This is a genomic window from Latilactobacillus sakei (assembly GCA_002953655.1).
GTDB lineage: Bacteria > Bacillota > Bacilli > Lactobacillales > Lactobacillaceae > Latilactobacillus > Latilactobacillus sakei_A.
Window position 1 is genome coordinate 1,025,191 of the sequence record CP025839.1, and the last position, 25,802, is coordinate 1,050,992.

General features: G+C 41.9%; 26 protein-coding genes. 23 read left to right on the forward strand and 3 right to left on the reverse strand.

Annotation, left to right across the window (positions count from 1 at the left end; translation table 11 throughout):
- Positions 1–203 precede the first annotated feature (203 nt).
- The 8 genes from C0213_05110 to C0213_05145 all read left to right on the forward strand — a co-directional run bounded on the left by C0213_05110 (position 204) and on the right by C0213_05145 (position 8,963).
- Positions 204–1,508 (forward strand): histidine--tRNA ligase, encoded by a 1,305-nt coding sequence (locus C0213_05110; GenBank protein AUX11811.1) that lies wholly within the window; start codon positions 204–206, stop codon positions 1,506–1,508.
- The gene (locus C0213_05115) at positions 1,508–3,280 is read left to right on the forward strand and encodes an aspartate--tRNA ligase (GenBank protein ID AUX11812.1); all 1,773 of its coding nucleotides are present in this window, start codon (positions 1,508–1,510) and stop codon (positions 3,278–3,280) included. Before C0213_05110 ends, C0213_05115 begins: the two co-directional genes overlap by 1 nt.
- A 112-nt stretch (positions 3,281–3,392) precedes the next feature.
- Positions 3,393–3,824 carry a peptide-methionine (R)-S-oxide reductase gene (msrB, locus tag C0213_05120; protein AUX11813.1) on the forward strand — a complete coding sequence of 144 codons (432 nt, stop codon included), beginning with the start codon at positions 3,393–3,395 and terminating at the stop codon, positions 3,822–3,824.
- Complete coding sequence (msrA, locus tag C0213_05125; protein ID AUX11814.1) at positions 3,824–4,342, forward strand: peptide-methionine (S)-S-oxide reductase; 519 nt, start codon at positions 3,824–3,826, stop codon at positions 4,340–4,342. Before msrB ends, msrA begins: the two co-directional genes overlap by 1 nt.
- Positions 4,343–4,419: 77 nt before the next feature.
- Positions 4,420–5,298 carry a YitT family protein gene (locus tag C0213_05130; GenBank protein AUX11815.1) on the forward strand — a complete coding sequence of 293 codons (879 nt, stop codon included), beginning with the start codon at positions 4,420–4,422 and terminating at the stop codon, positions 5,296–5,298.
- A 162-nt stretch (positions 5,299–5,460) separates the two neighbouring features.
- Complete coding sequence (locus tag C0213_05135) at positions 5,461–6,363, forward strand: deoxyribonuclease IV (protein AUX11816.1); 903 nt, start codon at positions 5,461–5,463, stop codon at positions 6,361–6,363.
- On the forward strand, positions 6,360–8,225 hold the full coding sequence (locus C0213_05140; GenBank protein ID AUX11817.1) for a DUF2207 domain-containing protein: 1,866 nt from the start codon (positions 6,360–6,362) through the stop codon (positions 8,223–8,225). The genes C0213_05135 and C0213_05140 overlap by 4 nt, the downstream gene beginning before the upstream one ends.
- An 84-nt stretch (positions 8,226–8,309) precedes the next feature.
- Positions 8,310–8,963: a nitroreductase gene (locus tag C0213_05145; protein AUX11818.1), complete on the forward strand. Its 654-nt coding sequence runs from the start codon at positions 8,310–8,312 to the stop codon at positions 8,961–8,963.
- Between the two features lie 51 nt (positions 8,964–9,014).
- Here C0213_05145 and C0213_05150 read toward each other — a convergent pair whose 3' ends face one another.
- Positions 9,015–9,857 (reverse strand): pyruvate, phosphate dikinase regulatory protein, encoded by an 843-nt coding sequence (locus C0213_05150; protein AUX11819.1) that lies wholly within the window; start codon positions 9,855–9,857, stop codon positions 9,015–9,017.
- 208 nt (positions 9,858–10,065) lie between these two features.
- Here C0213_05150 and C0213_05155 point away from each other — a divergent pair, with 208 nt between their 5' ends.
- The 12 genes from C0213_05155 (at position 10,066) to C0213_05210 (ending at position 21,382) form a co-directional block, all read left to right on the forward strand.
- Positions 10,066–10,242, forward strand: coding sequence for a 30S ribosomal protein S21 (locus C0213_05155; protein ID AUX11820.1), 177 nt, complete (start codon positions 10,066–10,068; stop codon positions 10,240–10,242).
- A 24-nt stretch (positions 10,243–10,266) separates the two neighbouring features.
- A complete protein-coding gene (locus C0213_05160) occupies positions 10,267–10,710 on the forward strand; it encodes a hypothetical protein (protein AUX11821.1) in 444 nt (147 codons plus the stop codon).
- Positions 10,711–11,004: 294 nt separating this feature from the next.
- Positions 11,005–11,973, forward strand: a complete 969-nt coding sequence (locus C0213_05165; protein ID AUX11822.1) for a phosphate starvation-inducible protein PhoH — start codon at positions 11,005–11,007, stop codon at positions 11,971–11,973.
- Positions 11,974–11,982: 9 nt separating this feature from the next.
- Positions 11,983–12,459 (forward strand): rRNA maturation RNase YbeY, encoded by a 477-nt coding sequence (locus C0213_05170; GenBank protein AUX11823.1) that lies wholly within the window; start codon positions 11,983–11,985, stop codon positions 12,457–12,459.
- Positions 12,437–12,838 carry a diacylglycerol kinase gene (locus C0213_05175; protein ID AUX11824.1) on the forward strand — a complete coding sequence of 134 codons (402 nt, stop codon included), beginning with the start codon at positions 12,437–12,439 and terminating at the stop codon, positions 12,836–12,838. Before C0213_05170 ends, C0213_05175 begins: the two co-directional genes overlap by 23 nt.
- A 25-nt stretch (positions 12,839–12,863) precedes the next feature.
- A complete protein-coding gene (locus C0213_05180) occupies positions 12,864–13,766 on the forward strand; it encodes a GTPase Era (GenBank protein AUX11825.1) in 903 nt (300 codons plus the stop codon).
- Between the two features lie 9 nt (positions 13,767–13,775).
- Positions 13,776–14,594 (forward strand): DNA repair protein RecO, encoded by an 819-nt coding sequence (recO, locus tag C0213_05185; GenBank protein AUX11826.1) that lies wholly within the window; start codon positions 13,776–13,778, stop codon positions 14,592–14,594.
- Positions 14,595–14,831: 237 nt separating this feature from the next.
- A complete protein-coding gene (glyQ, locus tag C0213_05190; GenBank protein ID AUX11827.1) occupies positions 14,832–15,749 on the forward strand; it encodes a glycine--tRNA ligase subunit alpha in 918 nt (305 codons plus the stop codon).
- Positions 15,742–17,823: a glycine--tRNA ligase subunit beta gene (locus tag C0213_05195; GenBank protein AUX11828.1), complete on the forward strand. Its 2,082-nt coding sequence runs from the start codon at positions 15,742–15,744 to the stop codon at positions 17,821–17,823. Before glyQ ends, C0213_05195 begins: the two co-directional genes overlap by 8 nt.
- Before the next feature lie 24 nt (positions 17,824–17,847).
- Positions 17,848–18,210, forward strand: a complete 363-nt coding sequence (locus C0213_05200; protein AUX11829.1) for a DUF488 domain-containing protein — start codon at positions 17,848–17,850, stop codon at positions 18,208–18,210.
- Between the two features lie 155 nt (positions 18,211–18,365).
- Complete coding sequence (locus tag C0213_05205; protein ID AUX11830.1) at positions 18,366–20,249, forward strand: DNA primase; 1,884 nt, start codon at positions 18,366–18,368, stop codon at positions 20,247–20,249.
- A gap of 23 nt (positions 20,250–20,272) precedes the next feature.
- Entirely contained in the window at positions 20,273–21,382 is a 1,110-nt protein-coding gene (locus C0213_05210; protein AUX11831.1) for an RNA polymerase sigma factor RpoD, read from the forward strand.
- 121 nt (positions 21,383–21,503) lie between these two features.
- On the opposite strand, the gene C0213_05215 is transcribed toward C0213_05210, so the two are convergent.
- Entirely contained in the window at positions 21,504–21,698 is a 195-nt protein-coding gene (locus C0213_05215) for a hypothetical protein (GenBank protein AUX11832.1), read from the reverse strand.
- A 200-nt stretch (positions 21,699–21,898) separates the two neighbouring features.
- On the opposite strand from C0213_05215, the gene C0213_05220 reads away from it, so the two are divergent.
- From C0213_05220 to pepT, 3 genes are read left to right on the forward strand one after another with little or no spacing between them, the layout of a single operon-like run.
- Positions 21,899–22,606, forward strand: a complete 708-nt coding sequence (locus tag C0213_05220) for a tRNA (adenine-N(1))-methyltransferase (protein ID AUX11833.1) — start codon at positions 21,899–21,901, stop codon at positions 22,604–22,606.
- A complete protein-coding gene (locus C0213_05225) occupies positions 22,594–23,727 on the forward strand; it encodes a Nif3-like dinuclear metal center hexameric protein (protein AUX11834.1) in 1,134 nt (377 codons plus the stop codon). The genes C0213_05220 and C0213_05225 overlap by 13 nt, the downstream gene beginning before the upstream one ends.
- Positions 23,728–23,771: 44 nt before the next feature.
- Positions 23,772–25,013, forward strand: coding sequence for a peptidase T (pepT, locus tag C0213_05230; GenBank protein ID AUX11835.1), 1,242 nt, complete (start codon positions 23,772–23,774; stop codon positions 25,011–25,013).
- Positions 25,014–25,068: 55 nt separating this feature from the next.
- Here the strand turns inward: pepT and aroD are convergent, their stop codons facing one another.
- Positions 25,069–25,791, reverse strand: coding sequence for a type I 3-dehydroquinate dehydratase (gene aroD / locus C0213_05235; protein ID AUX11836.1), 723 nt, complete (start codon positions 25,789–25,791; stop codon positions 25,069–25,071).
- Positions 25,792–25,802: the final 11 nt, after the last annotated feature.

Below are 25,802 nucleotides of genomic sequence, written 5' to 3' on the forward strand. Positions count from 1 at the left end.
AACGCACCACTTAACAGAGACGATTTCAGAGCTGAAAGAAATTGACGGTGTCCACCTGACTGCTTTTGAGGTCTGCGTGTCTAACACGCCGTTGGCTAACAACGTTATGCTTAAGCAAAAATTAAGGTGGTACCGTGCATTCAAGCACCCTTGTTCAATAACAGGGGTGTTTTTTTATTGGGTATCTATTGGAGGAATGGAACATGGGTTATCAAAAGCCAAAAGGCACAGCCGATATTTTGCCAGGAGAATCAGATCAATGGCAACTTGTTGAAAAAACAGCGCGCGACGTTTTTGCGCGTTATCAATTTAAGGAAATCAGAACACCATTATTCGAAAGCTACGATGTCTTTTCACGAAGCTCAGGTGATACATCTGATATTGTCAGCAAAGAAATGTATGATTTCATGGATAAAGGGGATCGGCATATTGCGTTGCGCCCAGAAGGCACAGCCGGTGTTGTCCGCGCCTTTGTTGAAAATAAATTATACGGTCCTGAACATCAAAAACCTTACAAGGTGTATTACATGGGCCCTATGTTCCGTTATGAACGACCACAATCAGGTCGGCAACGTCAATTCCACCAAATCGGTGTCGAATCATTTGGTTCTGAAAGTCCAGCGGTGGATGTTGAAGTCATCAGCATGGCAATGCGGCTATTGCGTGAATTTAAGATCACCGATTTGAAATTAGCGATTAATACACTGGGCGATGCTGCTAGCCGGGCGGCTTATCATGAAGCCTTGGTTAACTACTTGGAACCACACTTTGATGAATTAAGTGACGATTCTAAGGTCCGGTTACATAAGAATCCATTGCGGGTTCTTGATAGTAAAGATGCGAAGGACCAAGAAATTGTTAAAGATGCACCCGTCATTCTTGATTATTTAACGGATGAAGCCAAAGTGCATTTCAATACAGTGAAGACTTTATTAGAATCATTAAACATTCCATACGAAGTTGATACTGAAATGGTTCGTGGTTTAGATTATTATAACCACACCATCTTTGAAATCATGACGAACAATAAAGTTTTAGGTCGTGGCTATACAACCGTCTTAGCTGGTGGCCGTTACAGTGGTTTAGTTGAACAACTGGGTGGCCCTGACATGCCGGGGGTTGGTTTTGGCCTAGGTGTTGAACGCTTATTATTATTAATGAACGCTCAAAATAGTGACCTAGTCGCGGCACCTGTTTTAGATGCCTATGTAGTTGGCATCGGTGTTGAAACGAGTGCAACCACGCTTCACTTGGTTGAAAGCTTGCGTGAAGCTGGTTTAACGGCTGATCGTGATTATTTAGATCGGAAACCAAAAGCCCAATTTAAGACCGCTAATAAGTTAAATGCCCAATTTGTGGTGACAATCGGTGAATCAGAATTAGCCGATAAGACGGCCCACGTGAAGGATATGACCAGTGGGGTTGAAATCACAGTGCCATTGACGACGTTGGAAGCTGATTTTGCAGCAGTTAAAAATGAACTAAAAGCACAAGAGGAGAATGCATAATGAAAACAAGAACAACTTACAGTGGTTTAGTTGATGAAACGTTTGTTGGTCAAACAGTCACATTACATGGCTGGGTTCAAAAACGTCGGAGTTTAGGTAATTTAATCTTCGTTGATTTACGTGATCGTGAAGGTTTAGTTCAATTAGTCTTTAACCAAGATAATGCTGACATCTTAACGCTTGCTAACACTTTACGTAATGAATACGTTATTGAAGTGACCGGGACGGTACAAGCGCGTGATGCAGCGGCTATTAACCCAGATATGAAGACGGGTAAGGTAGAAGTCATCGTGAGCGAATTAACGATTTTAAACGAAGCTAAAAACTTACCTTTTGAAATCAAAGATGGCATCACGACTTCTGAAGAAACCAAATTAAAGTATCGCTACCTTGATTTACGGCGGCCAGAAATGCAACAAGCAATTATTCGCCGTTCACAAATTACGCAAGCAGCCCACAAATATTTGGACAATAATGGTTTCTTAAACATCGAAACACCTGATTTAACCCGTTCAACACCAGAAGGCGCTCGTGATTACTTAGTGCCATCTCGTGTTTATCCTGGCAGTTTCTATGCCTTGCCACAATCACCACAAGTTTTCAAACAACTTTTGATGGATGCTGGTTTTGATCGTTACTACCAAATGGCCCGTTGTTTCCGTGATGAAGATTTACGGGGCGATCGTCAACCAGAATTTACACAAATCGATGTTGAAACATCATTTATGAGTGCCGAAGAAATTCAAGAACAAGCAGAAGGTATTATCAAACAAGTCATGCACGATGTTATGCAGATTGATGTGCCAACGCCATTCAAACGCATGAAATGGCAAGAAGCAATGGATCGTTACGGTTCAGATAAACCTGATATTCGTTTTGGCCTTGAAATCCAAGACTTAACTGAAATGATGAAAACTAGTTCATTTAAGGTCTTCAGTGACACTGCTAATAGTGGTAATCTGGTCCGCGCAATTGTCGTTCCAGAAGGTGCTGCTAAGTACTCACGGAAGATGTTGGACGAACAAACAGAATACATCAAACGTTACGGTGCTAAAGGGATGGCCTGGGTCAAAGTTGTTGATGGTGAATTGACAGGACCAGCTGCTAAATTCTTAAAAGAACAAGAAGCTGAATTACTTGGTGCCTTATCAGCTAAAGATGGTGATTTAGTACTCTTTGTCGCTGATAAATTCCAAGTAGTCTGCGATAGCTTAGGCTACTTACGGAAACACTTTGCACACGACATGGGCTTAGTCGATGAATCACAATTTGCCTATCTTTGGGTTGTTGATTGGCCATTATTTGAATACGATGAAGGTTTTGGTCGTTGGATTGCAGCACATCATCCATTCACCCGTCCAAACGATAGTGATATTGATTTATTGGAAACTGATCCGCATAAAGCACATGCGCAATCATATGATATTATCTTAAACGGTTATGAATTAGGTGGCGGTTCACTTCGTATCTACCAACGTGATATCCAAGAAAGAATGTTCAAAGCACTTGGTATCAGTCCTGAAACTTACGAAGAACAATTTGGTCACTTATTAAGTGCCATGGACTTCGGTTTCCCACCACATGGTGGTTTCGCGATTGGCCTTGATCGTTTCGCAATGCTACTTGCCGGCCGTGATAATATTCGCGACGTGATTGCCTTCCCTAAAAACTCACATGCTTCAGAACCAATGACGAATGCTCCTAGTCGTGTTGCACCAGCACAATTAGATGAACTTGGCTTAGAAGTTGAACCAGAAGTTGAAAAAGATTAATAAAATACTAAACAAAAAGGACTTCCCAAATGGGGAGTCCTTTTTTGTGAGCATATTAATCGCTAATTGTGTGCATCCGACTATAATAATAACCACGAAGGAGTGATGGATAATGAGCGATGATTTACGACAACAATTAACACCGGAACAATATGCGGTGACACAGGAGAATGCAACTGAGATGCCATTTAGTGGTGAGTACGACCAATTTGATCAACCAGGCATCTATGTTGATGTTGTTAGTCATGAGCCGCTATTTAGTTCCTTAGATAAATATGACGCTGGGTGTGGTTGGCCTTCATTTACGCGCCCCATTGTTAAATTAAATGAAAAACGGGACCAATCACACGGAATGGAACGCGTTGAAGTTCGTAGTCAGAATGCTGATTCGCATTTAGGCCATGTCTTTACGGACGGTCCGCAAGAACAAGGTGGTCTGCGGTATTGTATCAATTCAGCAGCCTTGAAGTTTATTCCTAAAGATGATTTAAAAGCTGCAGGGTATGGCGAGTATCTTACCTTATTTGAAAAGGAGGGTCAATAATGGCAACTGAGACAGCAATTTTTGCAGGTGGGTGTTTCTGGTGTATGGTGCATCCGTTCGATCAACAACCAGGGATTCTTAAAGTGGTTTCTGGTTACACTGGTGGCCATGTCGCTAACCCAACCTATGAACAAGTTTGTTCACATACAACGGGGCATACCGAAGCAGTTGAAATTACGTTTGATCCCGCAGTGATTTCGTACGCTGAATTGGTCGAAATTTATTGGCGCCAAACAGATCCAACAGACGCCATGGGCCAATTCCAAGACCGCGGCGACAGTTATCGTCCAGTAATCTTTGTTAATTCAGCGCAACAACGGGCAATTGCGGAAGCATCCAAGGAAAAATTGATTGCCAGTGGTCGATTTGATGAGCCGATTGTGACACAAATCGAAGCAGCTAAACCCTTTTATCCTGCTGAAGAATATCATCAAGACTTCTATAAAAAGGAACCTTGGCGAGCAGAATTAGGAGAAGTCAAGCGAAAAGCCTTTATTCGAGAAAAATGGTCGGATTAATTCTAAAATAGCCTTTAGTATTAAGGGTTTGTGTGCTAGAATGGAAGACATTAAAACGAATGATAGGTGATTATTAAGTGGACGATCTAGCGCGAAAACATCAGAACATGGCCAAAGTTTCGGCGGCTATCTTATATGGGATTTGTGTATCAATTGCATTGAACTTTTTCTGGGAAGAAGGCGGCGTATACGCCTCGGGCATTACCGGGTTCGCGCAATTTATTCACACCGTGACGGCAAAGTTTATGCCGTTTCTACCATTTCCATTATCGACTTCTTTGATGTTATTCTTGCTAAACGTACCACTTTTTGTTTTAGCTTGGTTTAAAATTGGGCATCACTTTACAATTTACACGTTTATTGCTGTTATTTTCTCCAGTTTGATGGTTCAAATTATGCCGTTGACCCAATTGACGGATAACCCAATTATCTGTGCGATTTTTGGGGCTGTTATTAATGGCTTTGGGACTGGGATGGCCTTGAAAAATGATATCTCAACCGGTGGGTTAGATATTATCGGAATTGTTCTTCGGAAGAAGACCGGGCGTTCTGTTGGGACCATCAATATTATCTTTAACGTTGCGTTAGTCTTTGCGGCTGGCTTTATCTTCGGTTGGGAACATGCTTTATATAGTATTTTGAGCATTTTCGTCAATGGTAAGGTCATCGATATGGTCTATACACGTCAACAAAAGATGCAAGTCATGATCATTACGGACAACCCTAAAGTCGTGATTCAAATGATTCAAGACGAGATGCGTCGCGGGATTACGATTGTGCATGACGTTGAAGGGGCTTATAATCGCGAAGAAAAAACGATGTTATTCACTGTTATCTCACGGTTTGAAATGCATGACCTGGAGATGGTCATGAAAGAAGCTGATGACCACGCTTTTGTCAGCATTACAGAAGCGGTCAAGATCTTGGGGCATTTCTACGAACCAAAAATTAAATAACGATCAAAGAGCCGTCAATGTTAAATTGACGGCTCTTTTATTTTGGGAGCAAGCATCCGTTTCGAATGAGGGCTTAACGACTAATAAGCATACTCTTTTTCGCTTGCTTTTTATGCTGGTATCTGTGACAATCGAAGTAATTATGATAGGTGGAGGTACGCAATGTTATTAGGTAGTCACGTTAGTATGAAGGGGAAAGAAATGCTGCTAGGTTCAGCACAACAGGCGGCCGAATTTGGGGCAAATACATTCATGATTTATACTGGAGCCCCTCAAAATACCCGGCGTAAACCAATTGAAGAGTTAAACATTCCAGCAGCACAAGCATTAATTGCGGCCCAAAACTTAGGCCCAATTGTCGTCCATGCGCCTTATATCGTTAACTTAGGCAATACGGTGAAACCAGAAAACTTTAAATTTGCGATTGAATTTTTACAGCAAGAAGTCATTCGAGCGGAAGCGCTAGGCGCAAGTCAAATCGTTTTACATCCGGGTGCACATGTTGGTGCAGGCGCAGAGGCTGGTATTAAACAAATTATTAAAGGGTTAAATGAAATTTTACGACCAGATCAAACGGCTCAAATTGCCTTGGAAACAATGGCTGGCAAAGGAACAGAAGTTGGTCGTCGTTTTGAAGAAATCGCACAAATGATTGACGGTGTCACACTAAACGATAAGTTGTCAGTAACGTTTGATACGTGTCATACCAGTGATGCGGGTTACAATATTCGCGAGGATTTTGATGGTGTTTTAAATGAATTTGATCATATTATCGGTTTGGACCGGCTTAAGGTGATTCATTTAAACGATTCCAAGAATCCGCAAGGGGCGCATAAAGATCGGCACGCCAATATCGGATTTGGTGAAATTGGTTTTGACGCCCTACATGGTGTTGTAACCCATCCGCAGCTTGTTGATGTGCCTAAAATTATGGAAACACCATATGTCGGTGAGGACAAGAAGCATAATTTTGCACCATATGCATACGAAATTGCGATGCTCAAAAAGGGTCAGTTTGACCCAGAATTATTAACGAAGATTGAGCAGAATGAAGGTCGATTATGAGATTAAAACGTACTCACTATCTTTGGCTAACGCTAATTGTTTTACCGATTTTGTTATTACTGGTCAAACCGGTCCAAGCAGCCGATACGTACGATATTAGTCGCTATCACGTTCAGGTTAACGTCCAAAAAGACGGTAGCGCACAAGTAGAGCAAAACATGCATTTTGATATCCAAGATGATATTAACGGTATTTACCTCAATCAAAATTTACAAACAACAGCTGGTGAGCCTAAAAAGTTGGTGCAACCACAAGTGGCCGTTAATGGCCGGACTTTCCAAGCGAGTCAATCCGAGACGGCGGGAACGTATTCGCTAACCAATGATAATCAAAAGTATCGCTTTAAGCTCTACCAACCGGCGTCAGAAGATGATCGGTTAGCGGTCACTTTGAAATATCAATTGCAAAATCTGATTATCAATTATCAAGATACTGCTGAATTGAATTGGAAGGTGATTGGGGATGCTTGGGATAGCAGTCTGGGCGATGTGCAAGTCACGATTCAATTACCCACGGCATTGAAACCGTCCGAATTAAAGTCGTGGACCCATGGTGATTTAGATGGGCAGCAAATTGTTGATCCCGCAAAAGGGCGGGTTACTATCAAAATGACGAATAATCCCGCTAATCAATTTGTGGAATCGCATCTTATTTTTCCAACTGCTGTTACACCTAATAACCCCAATCGAGTGGCTAAAAAACAACGAGCAACAATTTTAGCGCAAGAAGCGAAATTGGCCAAGGAAGCTAATCAAGCACGTCAGGCACAACAACGCCGGTATTGGGTATTATCAGTGATTGCAGTGGTCTTAGCACCAGTTTTATTGCTAGGCGCTTGGTATCGGGTTAAACGGGCATTGCCCCGGATGCATTATCAGGGTCATGCGCCAGAACACGTCTACGAGTTACCAGATGATAATGGTCCAGCTGTTATCCGTTATTTATTAGCATTACCAATGACGGAAAAAGCAAAAGAAGCCAGTTTATCAGCTACGATTTTAGATTTGGTAGCCCGTAAAAACCTGACAATCGAGGTCCAAACGCCTGAAAAACAGGTTTTTAGAAAAGCAAAACCACAATTCACGTTAACGTTGTTAAATCGTAATCGATTATCACGGTCTGAGCAAAAATTAGTGACTTGGTTATTCGATGTCATTGGGAATGGACAACAGGTTAGTCTTTTTGAAATTGAAAAATATCCTAAACGCCATAGTGAAAAGGTCTTTAATCAACATTATCGCGGATGGCAAATGGCCGTTGAAGACGAAGCAAACCAAAGTGGCTGGCTACGCGAGCGCGTTTTCGCCGTTGCAACTAGTTTAAATTATTGGTTGATAGGACTTGGTACACTAACCGTGATCTTAATGTTAGCAGCGTTAATCGAAGTCGTCGCTTGGTGGACGATTTTACCAATGTTGTTCGCCTTTCTTCTGACGGGCTGGCAGAGGATGCGATTGCAATTATGGACGCAACATGGTTATGAAAAACGGGGCGAGTGGTTAGGTTTTAAACAGATGTTGAAAGATATTTCGACACTTGATATGGCCAACGTACCAGACGTCATGTTGTGGGATCGTTATTTGAGTTTTGCGACAGCCTTTGGAGTAGCCGATAAAGTGGTTAAAGCGTTGCAGATTAAATTGACTCCCGAGCAATTACAAACATTGCCACTAGGGTACTATTACTATTATGGCTATACTGGTGGCCTCAACATTGGGCAATCCTTTACAAGCGCCCTGAGCAGTAGTGTCAATAGTGCGGTCAGTGCGGCTAATCCAACTAGTGTCAGTGGTGGCTCTGGCGGATTCTCCGGCGGTTCATCAGGTGGTTTTGGTGGCGGTTCCGGCGGTGGTACGTTCTAGCAAACAAATGATGATGATATTTTTATTAAACGTGGTATGACTATTAAGAATAAGTGATACCAGGTAAGTTTGGGAGGTGCCCTCATGGAATTTAACGACGTTATCAATAGTAGAAAATCGATCCGCTCGTTTGATCCCCACAAAACAGTATCAGATGACTTGATTAAAAAAATTATTACATCAGCCCAACGAACACCGTCATGGACGAATTCACAACCTTGGCGAGTTTACGTGGCAACGGGTGAGACACTGGCTAATATCAAAGCAGATCATCTTGAACGGACGCAAAATAAGGTCAAGGGAAATTCTGATTTAGCAGTGATTCATCGTGCTGACTGGGGTCAGGCGATGGCTGAAAATAGTCGGGTTTGGAACACTGAAATCAGGGATTATTTGGGTGAGGCAGGTTTGACAGCATTTAGTGATTTGCAAATGCACCTTTTTAACGCACCAGCCGTTATCTATTTGACCGTTGAGCGCAAAGTCTCATCGTGGATGATTTATGATATGGGCGCCTTTAGCCAGTCGATTTTACTGGCGGCGGCCAATGAACAGGTCGATACGATTCCGGCTTATGAAACAGCTAAATATCCGGATGCCATTCGCAAAATTGTGGGTATTCCCGATAATGAAGTAATTATTGGGGGCATTGCGATGGGTTATCGCAGTGAGGGCAGGATCAACCAATTCCACGCTAAACGAAGTGCACTTGATCATTTCTTGACGATTAAACATTAAAAAAGGCCTCGGCAAATTAAATTTTGTCCGAGGTCTTTTATTTTGAGGTAGTTAATTAACGTGGTCTGTCGAGCTACTTGCAAAATCTAAACCAGTTTGTTCGAGAATGATAGCCGCTGTTTCTTCAATGGAACGGTTGGCGACATTGATGACTTGGCAACCGATTTTATCATATAAATCTTGGGCGAAGTCTAATTCAGCCTTGATTTCATCCATATCGGAATAGGTTGTGTCGGGATTTAAACCATAGGCAATCATCCGTTCACGACGAATGTTATTTAAAACTTCAGGTGTATTCATCAAGCCAATAATCTTCTTGGGATCAACATGCCATATTTCGTCTGGAATGTGCGCCTGTGGCACGATAGGTAAGTTGGCCACCTTGATGTTCCGATTCGCTAAAAATAGCGACAGGGGCGTTTTAGAGGTCCGAGAGACCCCTAATAAGACAATATCTGCCTCTAAGAAGCCGTGAGGATCCTTACCATCATCGTACATGACGGCAAATTCCATCGCTGAAATCCGGTCAAAGTACCGATCGTTTAAATGATGAAGTGCGCCGGCTTCACCGGATGGGGCTAAACTTGTTTTAGCAGTAATTAATTTAGTGAGTGGGCTCATCATATCAAATGACGCAATTTTTTTAGCATCACAATAATTTTGAGCGATTTCCGAAAGGCCGGTCGTTGCCAACGTATGAACGACAATTGTTTCTTCTGGAACAGCCTTACTTAAAACGTCGGTTAATTTATCAACGGAATGAACGAATGGAAAACGAATAATATCAGGTTTAACGTTAGGATATTGCGCTAAGGCTGCTTGCGCAAGTTGTAAAGCGGTCTGACCAACTGAATCTGAGAGGACAAAAACCGTTAAGGGGGTAGACTGTGACATAATAAAACTCCTTTTTGCACTTTTATAGCGCTATCATATCATATTTGGGCAAAAAACGGCGATATTTAAAAAAAGTTTTAATTAATTGCCCGTGGGTTATTGACCGTATTTTCAACATTCGCTATAATAGCAAAGAACAGTTTATGTGAAACCAATTTTTTGGCGCGCATAAACGGTTATACTTAGCACGCGAGGGGAGGGATATCATATGGGCAAGACAGTCGTTCGCAGTAACGAATCTCTAGATGATGCTCTTCGTCGCTTCAAGCGTTCCGTATCAAAAGCTGGTACAATACAAGAATATCGTAAACGTGAATTTTACGAGAAACCAAGTGTAAAACGTAAGTTGAAATCAGAAGCAGCAAGAAAACGTAAGAAATTCTAATTTCTTCATAAAGGAAATGATTGAATGAGTTTACTTGAACAATTGAGTTCTGATTTGAAAACGGCGATGAAGGCCAAGGATAAGTTGCGACTAACAGTTATTCGGAGTTTAAAGACCGCTTTAACTAACGCAAAAATTAGTGCAGGGCAAGACTTATCTTCTGACGAAGAACTAAGTGTATTATCATCACAAGTTAAGCAGCGTAAGGATTCTTTAGCTGAGTTTGAAAAGGGTGATCGTGCAGATCTCGCTGAACAAGCAAAAGCTGAAATTGAAATCATACAAGCTTATTTACCAGAACAGTTGGATGAAGCCGCTGTGATTGTAATTGTTGATGAAGCAATGCAGGCAACAGGAGCGACAGGCAAGGCTGACTTTGGTAAGGTGATGCAATATGTAATGCCTAAGGTCAAAGGACGAGCTGATGGCGCAATGGTCAATCAAGTCGTTAAATCAAAATTGAGTTAATTTTTGGTAGGACTTCCCGCGGGAGGTCCTACTTTTTTTGTGGCAAAGACGGGCTTAAACAAGGAAATCAGTTAATTTTTCCCCTTTGTGATTATAAAGTCGCTATAATTGGAGAAATAGCGCGGTTGTCTGCTTTTAAAACCGGGCTTGATTGTGATAGAATGAATGTAGTTTTCATCTTGAAAGGATGAATCGTGCTATTGAAAGTTGGTTTGGATACTTTCAAGGTAGTTTGATTTTGAAATGTGTTTAGATGAATAAACTCATCCGAACATTCTGAGAGGGGTTTACTTTTTGGTTGAGGTAGAAGAGCGTTTATTTCAATTAGCAACGCCTAATTTGGCGGCTGCTTTAATGGGTGCACATGATCACTTTTTAAAAATCATTGAAGAAAGTCTAACCGTTGAATTGATTGCGTTTGATGATCATATTACGATTCGGGGGACTCAACCGGGGTTAAGACAAGCAAACGCGGTTTTAGAGAGTCTAGTCGCGTTATTACAACACGGTGTGATCCTCAAGGAGACAGATGTGGTCAGTGCGACGAAAATGGCGCTCAAAGGGACGTTAAATCAATTCGAGGCCCTTTACACTGAACCGCTCATCAATGACCGCAAGGGCCAACCAATTCGCGTTAAAACGTTTGGTCAACGCCAATATATCGATGCGATTCGCCACAACGATGTGACGTTTGGCATTGGGCCTGCCGGAACTGGTAAAACCTTCCTAGCAGTTGTGATGGCGATTGCCGCTTTGAAAAAAGGAACGGTTGAACGCATTATTTTAACCCGGCCAGCGGTTGAAGCCGGTGAAAGTCTCGGCTTTTTACCAGGTGATCTAAAAGAAAAGGTTGATCCGTATTTACGGCCCATCTACGACGCACTTTATGCAGTCTTGGGCAAAGAACATACGGAGCGATTAATGGACCGTGGGGTTATTGAAATTGCGCCACTGGCTTATATGCGGGGGCGGACGTTGGAAGAAGCCTTCGTTATTTTAGATGAGGCCCAAAATACAACGCCAGCTCAAATGAAGATGTTTTTAACCCGGTTAGGCTTTAATTCTAAAATGATTGTTAATGGCGATATCAGCCAAATTGATTTACCCAATAAAACCCAAAGCGGGCTAGTACAAGCGGAACAGATTTTGCGCGACATTCCTAAAATTAGCTTTGTGCAATTTAGCGCGGAAGACGTTGTTCGGCACCCAGTTGTCGCGAGAATTATTAATGCCTATGCGGCAATGGATAAGACGAGAAAGTAGGACGAATGAATGGATATTCAAATCATCGATGAAACAAAAATTGTACCAGAAGCACAAATTAAATTGGTGGAAGATGTATTAGAGTTTGCTGGTCAAAAGCTTGAATTAGCTGAAGATACAGAAATGTCAGTAACGTTTGTAACTAACGAACGCATTCGCCAAATTAATCAAGAATATCGTAATACAGATCGCGCGACTGATGTCATCAGTTTTGCCATTGAAGAAGATCCTGAAGAAGAAGGCTTACCTGCCAATTTTGAAGAATTGTTTGATATTCCTAAGAATATTGGTGACTTATTTGTTTCGCTAGAAAAAGCTGCTGAACAAGCCAAAACTTATGGACATTCATTTGAACGTGAATTAGGCTATACAATGGTCCATGGCTTCCTTCATTTGAATGGTTATGATCACATTCATACTGAAGATGAAGTTAAAATGATTCCGTTACAGGAGACTATCTTAGATGAATTCGGACTCAAACGCTAAAAAGACGCAGACGGATAAAAATCGTAATTTTAATCAATCGACACACCACGCTTTAGACGGAATTATCACCGCTTTTAAGGAAGAAGCTAACCTGAGACGGGATTTCGTGATTGCAGTGGTTGTTTTGGGAGCGGGTTATTTTGCCCGGTTACACTATCTAGATTGGTTATTTTTGATCTTAGCGATTTTTATGGTGTTGCTGGCTGAATTTTGGAATACCGTGATGGAACACTTTGTTGACTTATTGGTCGATCGGCAATTTCATCCACTGGCTAAGAAGATTAAGGATATTAGTGCTGGTAGTGTTTTAATTGGTGCGTGTTTAGCCGTGATTATCGGTTGTGTTGTTTTTGGACACGCTTTGCTTTATTATTTTTAAAAGAGATTTAAAAAAGGGGACTATTATGTCAGATACTTATCGCTCAGGCTTTGTGGCCATTGTTGGCCGACCAAACGTTGGGAAATCAACATTTATGAATCGAATGATCGGTGAAAAAATCGCCATCATGTCATCAAAGGCACAAACAACTCGAAACAAGATTCAAGGAATTTATACAGATGACAACGCACAAATCGTGTTTGTTGATACACCGGGGATTCATAAACCACATAACGAATTAGACGAATACATGGATCAAGCAGCCCTTTCAACTTTTAATGAAGTGGATGCCATTTTATTCATGATTAGTGGCGTTGATAAGAAGGGCCCTGGTGATCAATACATCATGGACCAACTTAAGAACGTTAAGAAACCCGTTTATTTGGTTGTGAACAAAATTGATGCCATTCACCCAGATGATTTATTACCAATGATTGAACAATATCGTCATGAATTAGATTTTAAGGGTGTTTACCCAATTTCAGCATTAGAAGGCAATAACGTGCCAGAAATGTTGAAAGAACTTGAATTAACATTGCCAGAAGGCCCACAATACTATCCTGAAGATCAATTAACAGATCACCCAGAATATTTTGTTGTTGGTGAATTAATCCGTGAAAAAATTCTGGAATTAACCCACGAAGAAGTGCCACATTCAGTAGCCGTTGTGGTTGAACGAATGAAAGACCGTGTCAATGATAAACTTCAAATTGAAGCGAACATCATTGTTGAACGTGATGGTCAAAAACGGATTATCATCGGTCAAAAAGGCTCAATTATCAAAGAAATCGGGATTCGCTCACGTCGCGAAATCGAAGCCCTTTTAGGCGAAAAGGTTAACTTGAAGCTCTGGGTCAAGATTCAAAAGAACTGGCGTGATAATAACCAATATCTCCGTGAATTTGGTTACAATAAAAAGAGATTGTAGGCTTTAAAGATGGCGGAACATCGATTCGAAGACTTTAACGGTCTAGTGATGTATCGAAAGAATTACAAAGAAAAAGATATGTTGGTTAAGATTCTAACGGATCGTTTTGGCAAGAAAATGTTTTACTTGCGGGGGGCCAATAAACCTAAGTTTCGTCTGAGTGCGGCTATTTTGCCATTTACCCAGGCCGAATATGGTGGTGATATTCGCGATGAGGGCTTATCATTTTTGAATAATGTGAAGTCGGCCACGCAATTTAAAACGATCAGTCAGGATTTATTTTTAAATGCTTATGCGACTTATATCCTGAACTTAATTGATGTCGGCTTTCCAGACAGCGAACCATTAGGCATCTGGTATGATAAGGTTGAACAGGCGTTAAATCTGATTGATGAAGGCTTTGATGCCGCGATGATTACCCATATTATCGAAATTCAATTGCTACAGGTATTTGGTGTCCAGCCGCAATTGCAGGGGTGTGCCGTTTGTGGCCGAACCGATTTAGCGTTTGATTATTCTGAGAGTTATGGGGGACTGTTGTGTCAACGTCATTGGCATTTAGATCCCAATCGTTTCCACAGTAGTCAGCGGGCAATCTATTATCTCCGGTTGTTTTCCGTGATTGATCTGTTTAAGATTCAATCGGTGAACGTGAAGGAAGCCACGCAGGTCGAACTCAAAATGATTATTGACCGACTCTATCAAGATACCGTGGGCCTGTCATTGAAGAGTAAGCAATTCATCGACAAGATGTACAGTTTCGATAGTCAATTACCACAATTAAAAAAAGTGTCGTCAGAAATTGACAGCACACCAAAAGACGACTAAAATAGTAATCAACTTAATAGACGTTGAAGAAAAGGGTCTCTTAAAACGGTCAGACAGTGATTCTAGGTGAGTGAGAACTAGAACAAGTTTTAAGTGGATTGGCATTTCGGAGTCATACCAATGAAGCAGCAGCTCGCTTTGAGCTGAAGTAGGGTGGAACCGCGAGAAATCGTCCCTATGTGACTAACTGTCGCATAGGCTTTTTTTATGCGCAAATAACGGAAAAGAGGAATTGAAATGGTTAAAAAGTTGAATGTTCAAGAAATGATTTTAACCTTACAGCGTTTTTGGTCTGAAAAAGGCTGTATGTTGATGCAAGCTTATGATACAGAAAAAGGGGCCGGTACAATGAGCCCTTACACGTTCTTACGGGCAATTGGACCAGAACCATGGAACGCCGCTTACGTGGAACCTTCACGGCGTCCAGCAGATGGCCGGTATGGTGAAAATCCTAACCGTTTATTCCAACATCACCAATTCCAAGTGATTATGAAACCAGCGCCTTTAAACATCCAAGAATTTTATTTAGATAGTTTACGGGCCTTAGGAATCGATCCTTTAGAACATGATATTCGTTTTGTTGAAGATAACTGGGAAAACCCATCAATGGGCTGTGCCGGTGTTGGTTGGGAAGTTTGGTTAGACGGGATGGAAGTCACTCAATTCACATACTTCCAACAAGTTGGTGGTTTGCAATGTGACCCAGTCACAAGCGAAATCACATACGGTGTTGAACGCCTTGCTTCTTACATTCAAGATGTTGATAATGTTTTTGATCTTGAATGGGGTAACGGCGTTTTATATGGTGATATTTTCAAAGAACCAGAATATGAACACTCAAAATACGCCTTTGAAGATAGCAACCAAGAAATGCTTTTGAAATTCTTTGATGAATACGAAACAGAAGCCAAACGTTTAATCGATTTAGGCCTGGTTCATCCAGCTTACGATTACGTCTTGAAATGTAGCCATACCTTTAACTTATTGGATGCACACGGGGCGGTTTCCGTTACTGAACGGGCGGGTTACTTGTCACGCATTCGTCGAATGGCACATTCCATCGCGCAAGCATTCGTTGCTGAACGTGAAAAACGTGGATTCCCACTACTAAAACATGCACAAGAAGCAAAAACGGAGGTCGTAGATCATGACTAAACCATTCTTATTAGAAATTGGCTTGGAAGAAATGCCAGCCCACGTTGTGATGCCAAGTATCCAACAATTAGAAAAACGGGTGCGGGACTTCTTAGAAGAACAACATCTTGAATTTGGCCAATTAAAAACTTATGCCACACCACGGCGGCTTGCCATCTTGATTGAAGACCTAGCTGACAAGCAAGCCGACATTCACGAAGAAGCAAAGGGCCCTGCTAAAAAGATTGCCCTCGATGCTGAAGGTAACTGGAGTAAAGCAGCCCAAGGCTTCGTTCGGGGCCAAGGCTTAACAACCGACGACATTACTTTTAAAGCATTAAAAGGCGTGGAATACGTCTATGTTGAAAAATCAATTATCGGCAAACCCGTTGAAGCCATTTTACCCGAGTTAAAAGCCGTGATTATGGCGATGACCTTCCCAACCCGGATGCACTGGGCTGATTACGATTTCGAATACATTCGCCCAATTCACTGGATTATTGCGCTATTAGATGATGAAGTGATCGACTTTAGTATTCTAAACGTCACAACTGGCCGCACAACGCAAGGTCACCGTTTCTTAGGCCAAGAAGTGACTTTGGCCAAAGCAACTGACTATGAAGCTGCCCTTGAAGCACAATTCGTGATTGCTGATGAAGCTAAACGCCAAAACTTAATTCAAACGCAAATCGAAAAAATGGCCCAAGAAAACGACTGGCAAGTTGATTTAGACGCTAACTTGTTAGAAGAAGTGACGAACTTAGTTGAATGGCCAACCGCTTTTTACGGTCAATTTGATGCCAAATACCTTGAAATTCCAGAAGAAGTGCTCATCACGTCAATGAAGGATAACCAACGTTACTTCTACGCACGGAGCCAAGCTGGTGATTTATTACCAGTCTTTATCGGCGTTCGTAATGGGAATAATGATTTCATGGAAAACGTGATTGCTGGGAACGAAAAAGTCCTTACAGCACGTTTAGAAGATGCTGATTTCTTCTACCATGAAGATCAAAAAGTAACCATTGCTGAAAACGTCGCTAAGTTACAAAACGTTTCATTCCACGATAAAATTGGGAGTCTTGCTGAAAAGATGACCCGTGTTGGTTTAATCGCTCAATTCTTAGGCCAAAAATTCGGTTTATCTGAATCTGAACTAGTTGATTTACAACGTGCTAGCGACATCTATAAATTCGATTTAGTAACCGGCATGGTCGGCGAATTTGCTGAATTACAAGGTGTGATGGGTGAAAAATACGCGCTATTACAAGGCGAAACACCTGCTGTTGCGACTGCTGTTCGTGAACATTACATGCCAATCAGTGCAGAAGGCGCCTTACCTGCAACGAAAGTCGGTGCTGTTTTAGCAATTGCTGATAAGTTCGATAGTATGGCTGATTTCTTCGCTGTTGGGATGATTCCAAGTGGCTCAAATGATCCATACGCATTACGTCGTCAAGCTTACGGGATTGTCCGGATTCTAGAAAACCAAGACTGGCACTTCCCAATGGCTGATTTCCAAGCAGCTATGAGCGACATTGTTAAACAACAAGCTGACTTTGATCTTGATTGGTCAGCCAATGCAGCTGCCATCAGTGATTTCTTAACAGACCGTGTTCGTCAACGCTTTAACGGGATGCGTCCTAAGATTCGTCGGGATATCGTGGATGCTGTCTTGAAAAACCAAGGGCAAGACCCAGTTGTGATGTTTGAAGCCGCTCAAGTGCTCTCAGCACATCAGGATGATGCTGATTTCAAGGCGACAATTGAAGCTATCACACGTGTCTTACGTTTAGCTGAAAAAGTCGACTTTGAAACAACTGATTTAACGGTTGATCCAGCGTTATTTGAAAACGATGCTGAAAAAGCACTTTATACAGCAGTTGAAGATTTACGTGGGGCAACAGCGACAAATACGTTAGCTGAAAATTATGCTGCATTACAAACACTACGACCATTAATTGAAGCTTACTTCGATGCCACAATGGTAATGGCTGAAGATGAGGCTGTTCGTCGTAATCGTTTGACACAACTCATGATTATCGCTCAAATCGCGCTTAGCTTAGGTGATTTAAACGAATTGATTGTTAAATAAGCAATTCTAAAGGGGATAATAAACATGTTACAAATGAAACGGGTTTATGAATCCGCCGCTGATTCTGACGGTTATCGGATCTTGGTTGATCGGATTTGGCCACGGGGGATTTCAAAAGAACGCGCCGCGATTGAGACGTGGGCTAAAGAAATGACACCCACCACTGACTTGCGGAAGTGGTTTGGTCATGAACCAGCTAAGTTTCCCGTTTTTAAAGAAAAGTATCTCGCTGAAATTGCTACTAATCCGGCCTGGCCAGAATTCTGTCACTTAGTGCAGCATCAATTAGCGCTTGGTAATGTGACGCTCGTCTACGCGGCTAAAGATCCGCAATATAACCACGTTGTGATTTTAATGGCACTTTTAAAAAAGACGCTTGACAAGTAATAAAAATGTTTGTTATATTTATTTGCAACTACACCTAAATGGTGATATGATGTATAGTGTATTTTTGTGCTGATAATCCTAAGAGTCGCATTTCATTGTGAGGTGCGGCTTTTACAGTCTTAGTACAAATTGAAGTGAATTGTGAGGTGAGACCAATGGCGGGTAAGATTCCGAACGAAGTCATCGATGAGATTCGGAGCCAGACTAATATTGTTGATGTTGTTGGTCAATACGTTCAACTCAAGAAAGCCGGCAAGAACTTATTTGGTGTTTGTCCTTTTCATGATGAGAAGACACCATCGTTTTCCGTGAGTGAAGAGAAACAGATTTTTCATTGTTTTTCTTGCGGTCGCGGGGGGAACGTCTTCAAGTTCTTGATGGAATTGGAACAAATTAGTTTTCCAGAAGCACTGACGAAGGTCGCAGATTTTGCTGGAGTGACATTGGCGGATAGTTATAAGCCAACTGCTGTTCATCGCGAATCAAGCGAAGTTACGCAGTTTAAGCAACTCTATCAACAAGCCAACGAACTGTTTAAGCATATTTTAACTAGTACGGTGGCTGGGCAACCAGCACTTGATTATTTACACGAACGACAGATGACTGATGCGTTAATTGAGACCTTTAGTATTGGTTATTTACCGGATCAATCAGATCTATTGTTGACGTTTTTCCAGAATAAGGATATTCCTTATCAGGTATTGCGCCAATCTGGATTGTTTATTGAAACACAAACGGGTAAGTTACACGATCGTTTTTCTGGGCGGGTAATGTTCCCAATTCGAAATGCGCAAGGTGAGGTCATCGCCTTTTCCGGGCGGGTCTTAACCAAACAGCCGGATCAACCAAAATATTTAAATAGTCCTGAAACTGTGATTTTTAATAAGCGGAAGGTACTGTTTAACTATGATTTGGCTAAACAAACCATTCATCAATCCAAAAAAGTTTATCTTTTTGAAGGCTTTATGGATGTGATTGCGGCCTATTCGGCGGATGTCGTCAATGGTGTCGCGTCAATGGGGACGAGTTTGACCACCGAGCAGTTGAACCTATTGGCGCAACAAGCGCAGGAATTAGTGGTGTGTTATGATGGGGATCAACCCGGGATTGAAGCGATGAAACGGGCGATTAACCTATTGCAACAGCATACGACACTTGAATTGAGCGTCGTCGTCTTACCGGGCGGCGTCGATCCGGATGAGTATGTCCGCCAATATGGTGGCCCGCAATTTAAGGAAACCTTGCAAAATGGGACGGAAACACCGATTGCGTTTGAATTGCGTTACTTGAAACAAGGGTTAAACCTCGATAACGAGAAGGATCAGCTTGATTATGTTCAACAAGCATTAGAAGTTGTGGCACGTGTTGAGTCGCCTTTAGCAATCGAAGTTTACTTGAAACAGGTCGAAGCCGATAGCGGGATTACACTGGATACATTGAAGCGGCAGTTACAAACGGTGCGGGTTAAACATGCCACGCAAGTCCCCATCAATCAGGTGGGACAACCGGAAGCACCGCCATACTTTGATGATTTTCAGGCGCCACCGCTACCGCCAGAAGAAATGGCTGGGGCTTTTGGCGATCCACGGACGATTGCGCCCAAGCGACAACCTAAACGGTTAACGCGGATTGAGCATGCTGAGCAAGAAATTTTGCACATGCTGATTCATAACGAAGATGTGCGTTTACAACTCGAAAATAATGCCGATTTTAGCTTTGTGCATACCCCGTATCAACTCTTATATGAGTTATGGCGGTCCTTCATCGCAGAAGGGCAACCGGCTGATATAGCGGGTTTCACGAGTTATATTCCAGATGACTTGCAGGAACTAGTCGTTCAGATTGATCTTCTTGATTTACCTGAAGAGGCTAATCAAGAAGCGTTGAACGATTGTTTGGCGGTCATCGGGCAAAATTCGATTCAGGAACGTTTAAAAGAAGCAAAAATCGCCTTAAAAGAGGCAACTAAATTAGGCAATCATAGTGAGGAACTACGGTTAACTAATGAAGTGATACAACTTGTTTCGCAAATGAAATGAGATATTAACTAGGAGGTTTCTGAATGGCTGACAATAAAAAAGCTGATACGAAGAAATTAGACACTGCGGTTAAGGCCTTAATTAAGGAATACAAACCCAAAAAAGAAATCACCAATGATGAATTAGTGGCAAAAATCGTTAAACCATTTGCACTTGAAGCAGATGAAATCAATGAATTAATGCAACAAGTGGAAGATCACGGGATTGGGATCGTCGATGAAGATGGTAACCCAAGCGCTGCCACACTAAAAAAAGAAAAAGTTTCTGCTAAAGAATTAAAAGATATGTCTGCACCAACTGGGATCAAAATCAATGATCCTGTTCGGATGTATCTTAAGGAAATCGGCCGTGTTTCTCTTTTAAATGCGCAACAAGAAGTTGACTTAGCCTTGAGAATCGAACAAGGTGATCAAGAAGCTAAACAACGTCTTGCCGAAGCTAACTTACGTTTGGTGGTCTCAATCGCTAAACGGTATGTCGGCCGGGGCATGCAATTCTTGGATTTAATCCAAGAAGGGAACATGGGCTTGATGAAGGCTGTTGAAAAATTTGATCACCGTAAAGGGTTCAAGTTCTCAACTTACGCTACATGGTGGATTCGTCAAGCGATTACGCGTGCGATTGCCGATCAAGCTCGGACCATTCGGATTCCCGTTCACATGGTTGAAACGATTAACAAGTTAATCCGGATTCAACGTCAATTACTCCAAGATTTAGGGCGCGAACCAACGCCTGAAGAAATTGGGGCTGAAATGGATATGAACACGGATAAGGTTCGTGAAATCTTGAAGATTGCCCAAGAACCAGTTTCCCTTGAAACCCCAATCGGTGAAGAGGACGACTCACACTTAGGCGATTTTATCGAAGATCAAGATGCAACTAGTCCTGAAGAACATGCTTCTTATGAATTGTTGAAAGAACAATTAGAAAGTGTCCTAGACACCTTAACCGACCGGGAAGAAAACGTCTTACGTTTACGTTTTGGTCTTGACGATGGTCGGACACGGACGTTAGAAGAAGTGGGTAAGGTCTTTGGGGTTACGCGTGAACGGATTCGTCAAATCGAAGCCAAAGCATTGCGAAAACTACGCCATCCATCACGTTCAAAACAATTAAAAGACTTCTTAGAATAAATTCAAAAAAAGCGGCTATCTTTTTAGATGGCCGCTTTTTAATTCGGGAGATACTTCAAATAATAAATCTTATGTCAACTAGATGTATTTTTCACCATTAAAGACACCGATAGAGCGTTTGCTAAAGACTGAAAATGCCCCATAATCCAAAGCCAATCATTATGAGTGCCATTAAGCCGCCTGAGTACAGAGCAATCGGCATGAAGTATGAAACATTGCGATTGGCCTCTGTTTTTAAATACTTGAAAGTATTTAAAGTTGCGTAAACCTGATAGAGACCAAGCATTAAAAGGACAACACTTAAGAAGAGAGACATGGGATAACCTCCAAACTATTATTTAAAGCGCTTTCTTTTGCTTAACTAGAGTATAGAACGGATAGAATGATTATGCAACCGTTAACGACAATCAATATTTACAATGAGACGATGGACTGATGCAAGCTTAGTCTGCTTTGACGCTCAAAATTTGGTATACTAACTATAATAATCAAAGTTTCTAGAATGGAGTTTTATTTTTGTCACCAATTAATTTATCGAAACGTTTAGCGGCAGTTGCGCAGTTCGTCCCACAAGATAGTATCGTTGCTGATATCGGGTCAGATCATGCTTATTTACCAATCTGGCTGACGGAGCAAAAACGATTAAAGGGGGCCATCGCGGGTGAAGTGGTTGCTGGCCCTTTTGAATCAACCCAAACACATGTGAGCCAATGGCATTTAGAGGACCAAATTCAAGTCCGGTTAGGTGATGGCGTTGAAGTCCTTAACCCTGAAGAAGACCAAGTCACCTGTATTGTGATTGCGGGGATGGGTGGCTTATTGATTACTGAAATATTAGAACGTGGTTTAGCACATCTAAACGGGCACGAACGATTAGTTTTACAACCTAATATTATGGAACCGACCGTTCGGGAATGGTTAATGAAGCACCACTACGCCATTGTCGAAGAAGCAATCGTTGCCGAAGACGGGCACATTTACGAAGTCATCGTTGGTGAACCAAGTACTGAGGCTGTTGCACTCGATGAAGCTGACTTAGTATTCGGCCCAGTTTTACGACACCGTCAACCGGCGGACTTCCAATTGAAATGGTCAACTTTATTAAATAAGAAACGTCATTTATTGGTGCAACTTCAAGGGGCTCAAGTGACGCCAACTGAAAAAATTAATGCAGTGCAACATGAAATTCAATTAATTGAGGAGGTTCAAACATGGGACAATTAATCGCGAGTGACTTGATTGCGGCGATTGAAGCTTATGCGCCATTAGCGCTTAAAGAGGGTAATGATCCAACTGGCTTTCAAATTGGTCGCCGGGATAAGGTGGTTAAAAAAGTACTCGTCACATTAGATGTTCGGCCAGAAGTGGTGCAAGAAGCAATTGATAACGAGGTTGATTTTATTTTTGCCCACCACCCAGTGATGTTCCGACCAGCACGCAATCTTGATCTAAGTGATCCGCAAAATAAGATGTACGCTGATATACTGACGCATGATATGACGGTCTATGCAGCCCATACTAACCTTGATAAGGCCCAAGGTGGTATGAATGATTGGTTGGCAGCAGCGTTAGCACTTAAAAATGTGCAACCGTTCAATGTCACTGATTATGAGCCATTAATGAAACTAGCTGTTTTCGTCCCTGAAACACATGCGGATGTGGTACGCCAAGCTTTGGGACAAGCCGGGGCTGGTGAGCTTGGTGATTATCAAAACTGCAGTTTTAGTTCGACTGGTACCGGTCGTTTTGAACCACAGACTGGTGCTGATCCATTTATTGGACAAGCGGGCCAGGCAGAGGCGGTTACTGAGGTTAAGATCGAGGTTATTCTACCAGCCGCTAAAAAGAACCGCGTGTTAAAAGCGATGCTTGCGGTGCATCCTTATGAAGAACCAGCGTATGATTTAATCCCATTGGCTAATCAACAACAACCTATCGGCATCGGGCGCATTGGTCAAGTTGACCAACCAATGACAGTCCGGGACTACGCCCAATTTGTTTGCAAAACGTTTGATTTAACCGGTCTCCGCTTAATTTCAAATGAACCTGATAAATTAGTTAAAACAGTCGCAGTTGTTGGTGGTGATGGCGGTAAGTTCTTCCCAGCCGCTTTACAAGCCAAGGCTGATTTGTATATTACTGGTGACGTTTATTATCATACGGGCCATGACATGTTAGCGGCCGGATTATCCGTTATCGATCCTGGTCATCATATTGAAAGCATTGTGAAGACTAAGATGACCGTGTTATTTGAAGAATGGCGCCAAATAAACGATTGGCAGGTTACTTTTATTAAATCTCAGCAAAAAACTGATCCGTTTACATTTATTTTTAATGCGAAGTAGGTTAGAATAGAATTAGTATTAAATAATATCTAGGAGGCTTCACCATGGCTAAATATGAAAAATTAATTCCGCGTTTTCTAGAATATATCACAACAGAAACTCGTTCAGACGAAAATGCGACGACGATTCCATCAACACAAACGCAAGTTGATTTCTTGCACAAATTGATGGATGACTTGAAAGAAATCGGCTTAAGCGACGTTAAGTATAACGAAAAAAATGGCTATGTCACAGCGTTATTACCAAGTAATATTGATAAAAAAGTCCCAACAATGGGCTTCTTATCACACGTTGATACAGCAGATTTCAATGCCAAGGGTGTTAATCCCCAAACAATTGAAAATTATGATGGTGAATCAATTATCAAATTAGACGAAGCTGGTCAATTTGTTTTAGACCCTGAAGAATTCCCTAACATGAAAAACTACAAGGGCCAAACATTAATCACAACAGATGGCTCAACCTTATTAGGTTCAGATGATAAATCTGGGGTTGCTGAAATCATCACAGCGATGGATTACTTCATCCAACATCCTGAAATCAAACATGGCGACATTAAGATTGGTTTAGGACCAGATGAAGAAATCGGCACAGGTGCTGATCATTTCGATGCTGAAGATTTTGCAACAGACTTCGCTTATACAATGGATGGCGGTCCAATTGGACAACTTGAATATGAAACCTTTAATGCAGCTGCAATGAAAGTTGATATTCAAGGTAAAAATGTGCATCCTAGTGAAGCTAAAGACATCATGATCAACGCTTTACAAGTTGCTGTTGATTTCCAAGATGCTTTCCCACGCGATGAAGTGCCTGAAAAAACAGATGGTCGTCAAGGTTTCTATCACTTATTGAGCTTAGACGGTACTGTTGATGAAGCACACATGGCCTACATCATCCGTGATTTTGATCGCGATGGTTTAGAAGCACGTAAAGCATTCGCTGCTAAAGTGGCAGAAGACATGAACGCTAAATACGGCGAAGGTCGCGTTAAAGCAACGATTAAAGATCAATATTACAACATGGCTGAAGTTTTAAAAGATCACATGGATGTTGTTGATTTGGCTAAGGATGCGATGGAAGCAATCGATATCAAACCATTAATCGAACCCGTACGTGGTGGGACAGATGGTTCTAAGATTTCATTCATGGGAATTCCAACACCAAATATCTTTGCCGGTGCTGAAAATATGCACGGTCGCTACGAATTCGTTTCAGTTCAAACGATGGAAAAAGCGGTTGATACAATGATTAAGATGAACGAATTAAACGTTGAAAGAAACTAAAGTTATTAAAAAATAGCCCAACAATTCAATTTGTTGGGCTATTTTTGTGCTTGATTTAAGCTTGATTGGTGGTCAGTAAGCCTTTCAGTTGCTCGATTGGCAGTTGACCAGGCGCGCTAGGGGTTTCGAGATACCCAAAGCTGATTACTGAACCAAATTGGCCACCAAAGATTCGCGAGGCGACACCAAATTCAGACATTGCCATTGTCATCAATGGTTTATCGAATTGGTGTGTAAAACTTTGGGTAGCTGCTAACAAGCGGGTTGTATCTGCTGGTGATTGGGCCGTCGTTGCTAGTTTCAAGAGGTCTGCATCCGGATCGGCTTGCATGGTCAAGAGTTGCGTGCGTAAGGTGTCATTATCCGGTGTTTGGGCGGTGTCATGATGACTTAAAAGCACTTGATAATGCTGTTGATGCGCTAATTCGGCTAATTGATGGCGTTGCTCAGCTGCTAGTGACCACTCTAAATCAATTGCGTGACCAATATGCGCTTTGATCAAGGGGGCATAATAGGTGAGGTAATCTTCAGCTGATGCTAAGCCACCATCATTAGTAGTTCTAACCGTTAAAATTAGGGGTAAATCAAGCGCGGCAATTTTTTCAGCAGCTGTCAATAGTTGGTTAGGATCTTGCCAATAATCAAGGCGCCATTCGAGAATATCGATGGCGTCTTTTTTCTGGTTGATAAGGGTTAATTCGCGCAGGCAGTCATCTAAATGGCGTGGCATAAGCGAAACGGCCGTTTGAGGCTGCCCAGTAGTAAACTCGAGGTGCATTTCAAAAACTC

Coding starts and splice junctions, on each gene's coding strand:
- C0213_05175 (AUX11824.1), top strand. CDS start 12,437: ATGAATTCGGACTCAAACGCTAAAAAGACGCAGACGGATAAAAATCGT.
- C0213_05145 (AUX11818.1), top strand. CDS start 8,310: ATGGAATTTAACGACGTTATCAATAGTAGAAAATCGATCCGCTCGTTT.
- C0213_05160 (AUX11821.1), top strand. CDS start 10,267: ATGAGTTTACTTGAACAATTGAGTTCTGATTTGAAAACGGCGATGAAG.
- C0213_05215 (AUX11832.1), bottom strand. CDS start 21,698: ATGTCTCTCTTCTTAAGTGTTGTCCTTTTAATGCTTGGTCTCTATCAG.
- msrB (AUX11813.1), top strand. CDS start 3,393: ATGAGCGATGATTTACGACAACAATTAACACCGGAACAATATGCGGTG.
- msrA (AUX11814.1), top strand. CDS start 3,824: ATGGCAACTGAGACAGCAATTTTTGCAGGTGGGTGTTTCTGGTGTATG.
- C0213_05210 (AUX11831.1), top strand. CDS start 20,273: ATGGCTGACAATAAAAAAGCTGATACGAAGAAATTAGACACTGCGGTT.
- C0213_05205 (AUX11830.1), top strand. CDS start 18,366: ATGGCGGGTAAGATTCCGAACGAAGTCATCGATGAGATTCGGAGCCAG.
- aroD (AUX11836.1), bottom strand. CDS start 25,791: ATGCACCTCGAGTTTACTACTGGGCAGCCTCAAACGGCCGTTTCGCTT.
- C0213_05155 (AUX11820.1), top strand. CDS start 10,066: ATGGGCAAGACAGTCGTTCGCAGTAACGAATCTCTAGATGATGCTCTT.
- glyQ (AUX11827.1), top strand. CDS start 14,832: ATGGTTAAAAAGTTGAATGTTCAAGAAATGATTTTAACCTTACAGCGT.
- C0213_05225 (AUX11834.1), top strand. CDS start 22,594: ATGGGACAATTAATCGCGAGTGACTTGATTGCGGCGATTGAAGCTTAT.
- C0213_05140 (AUX11817.1), top strand. CDS start 6,360: ATGAGATTAAAACGTACTCACTATCTTTGGCTAACGCTAATTGTTTTA.
- C0213_05115 (AUX11812.1), top strand. CDS start 1,508: ATGAAAACAAGAACAACTTACAGTGGTTTAGTTGATGAAACGTTTGTT.
- C0213_05200 (AUX11829.1), top strand. CDS start 17,848: ATGTTACAAATGAAACGGGTTTATGAATCCGCCGCTGATTCTGACGGT.
- C0213_05110 (AUX11811.1), top strand. CDS start 204: ATGGGTTATCAAAAGCCAAAAGGCACAGCCGATATTTTGCCAGGAGAA.
- C0213_05150 (AUX11819.1), bottom strand. CDS start 9,857: ATGTCACAGTCTACCCCCTTAACGGTTTTTGTCCTCTCAGATTCAGTT.
- C0213_05135 (AUX11816.1), top strand. CDS start 5,461: ATGTTATTAGGTAGTCACGTTAGTATGAAGGGGAAAGAAATGCTGCTA.
- C0213_05180 (AUX11825.1), top strand. CDS start 12,864: ATGTCAGATACTTATCGCTCAGGCTTTGTGGCCATTGTTGGCCGACCA.
- C0213_05170 (AUX11823.1), top strand. CDS start 11,983: ATGGATATTCAAATCATCGATGAAACAAAAATTGTACCAGAAGCACAA.
- recO (AUX11826.1), top strand. CDS start 13,776: ATGGCGGAACATCGATTCGAAGACTTTAACGGTCTAGTGATGTATCGA.
- C0213_05195 (AUX11828.1), top strand. CDS start 15,742: ATGACTAAACCATTCTTATTAGAAATTGGCTTGGAAGAAATGCCAGCC.
- pepT (AUX11835.1), top strand. CDS start 23,772: ATGGCTAAATATGAAAAATTAATTCCGCGTTTTCTAGAATATATCACA.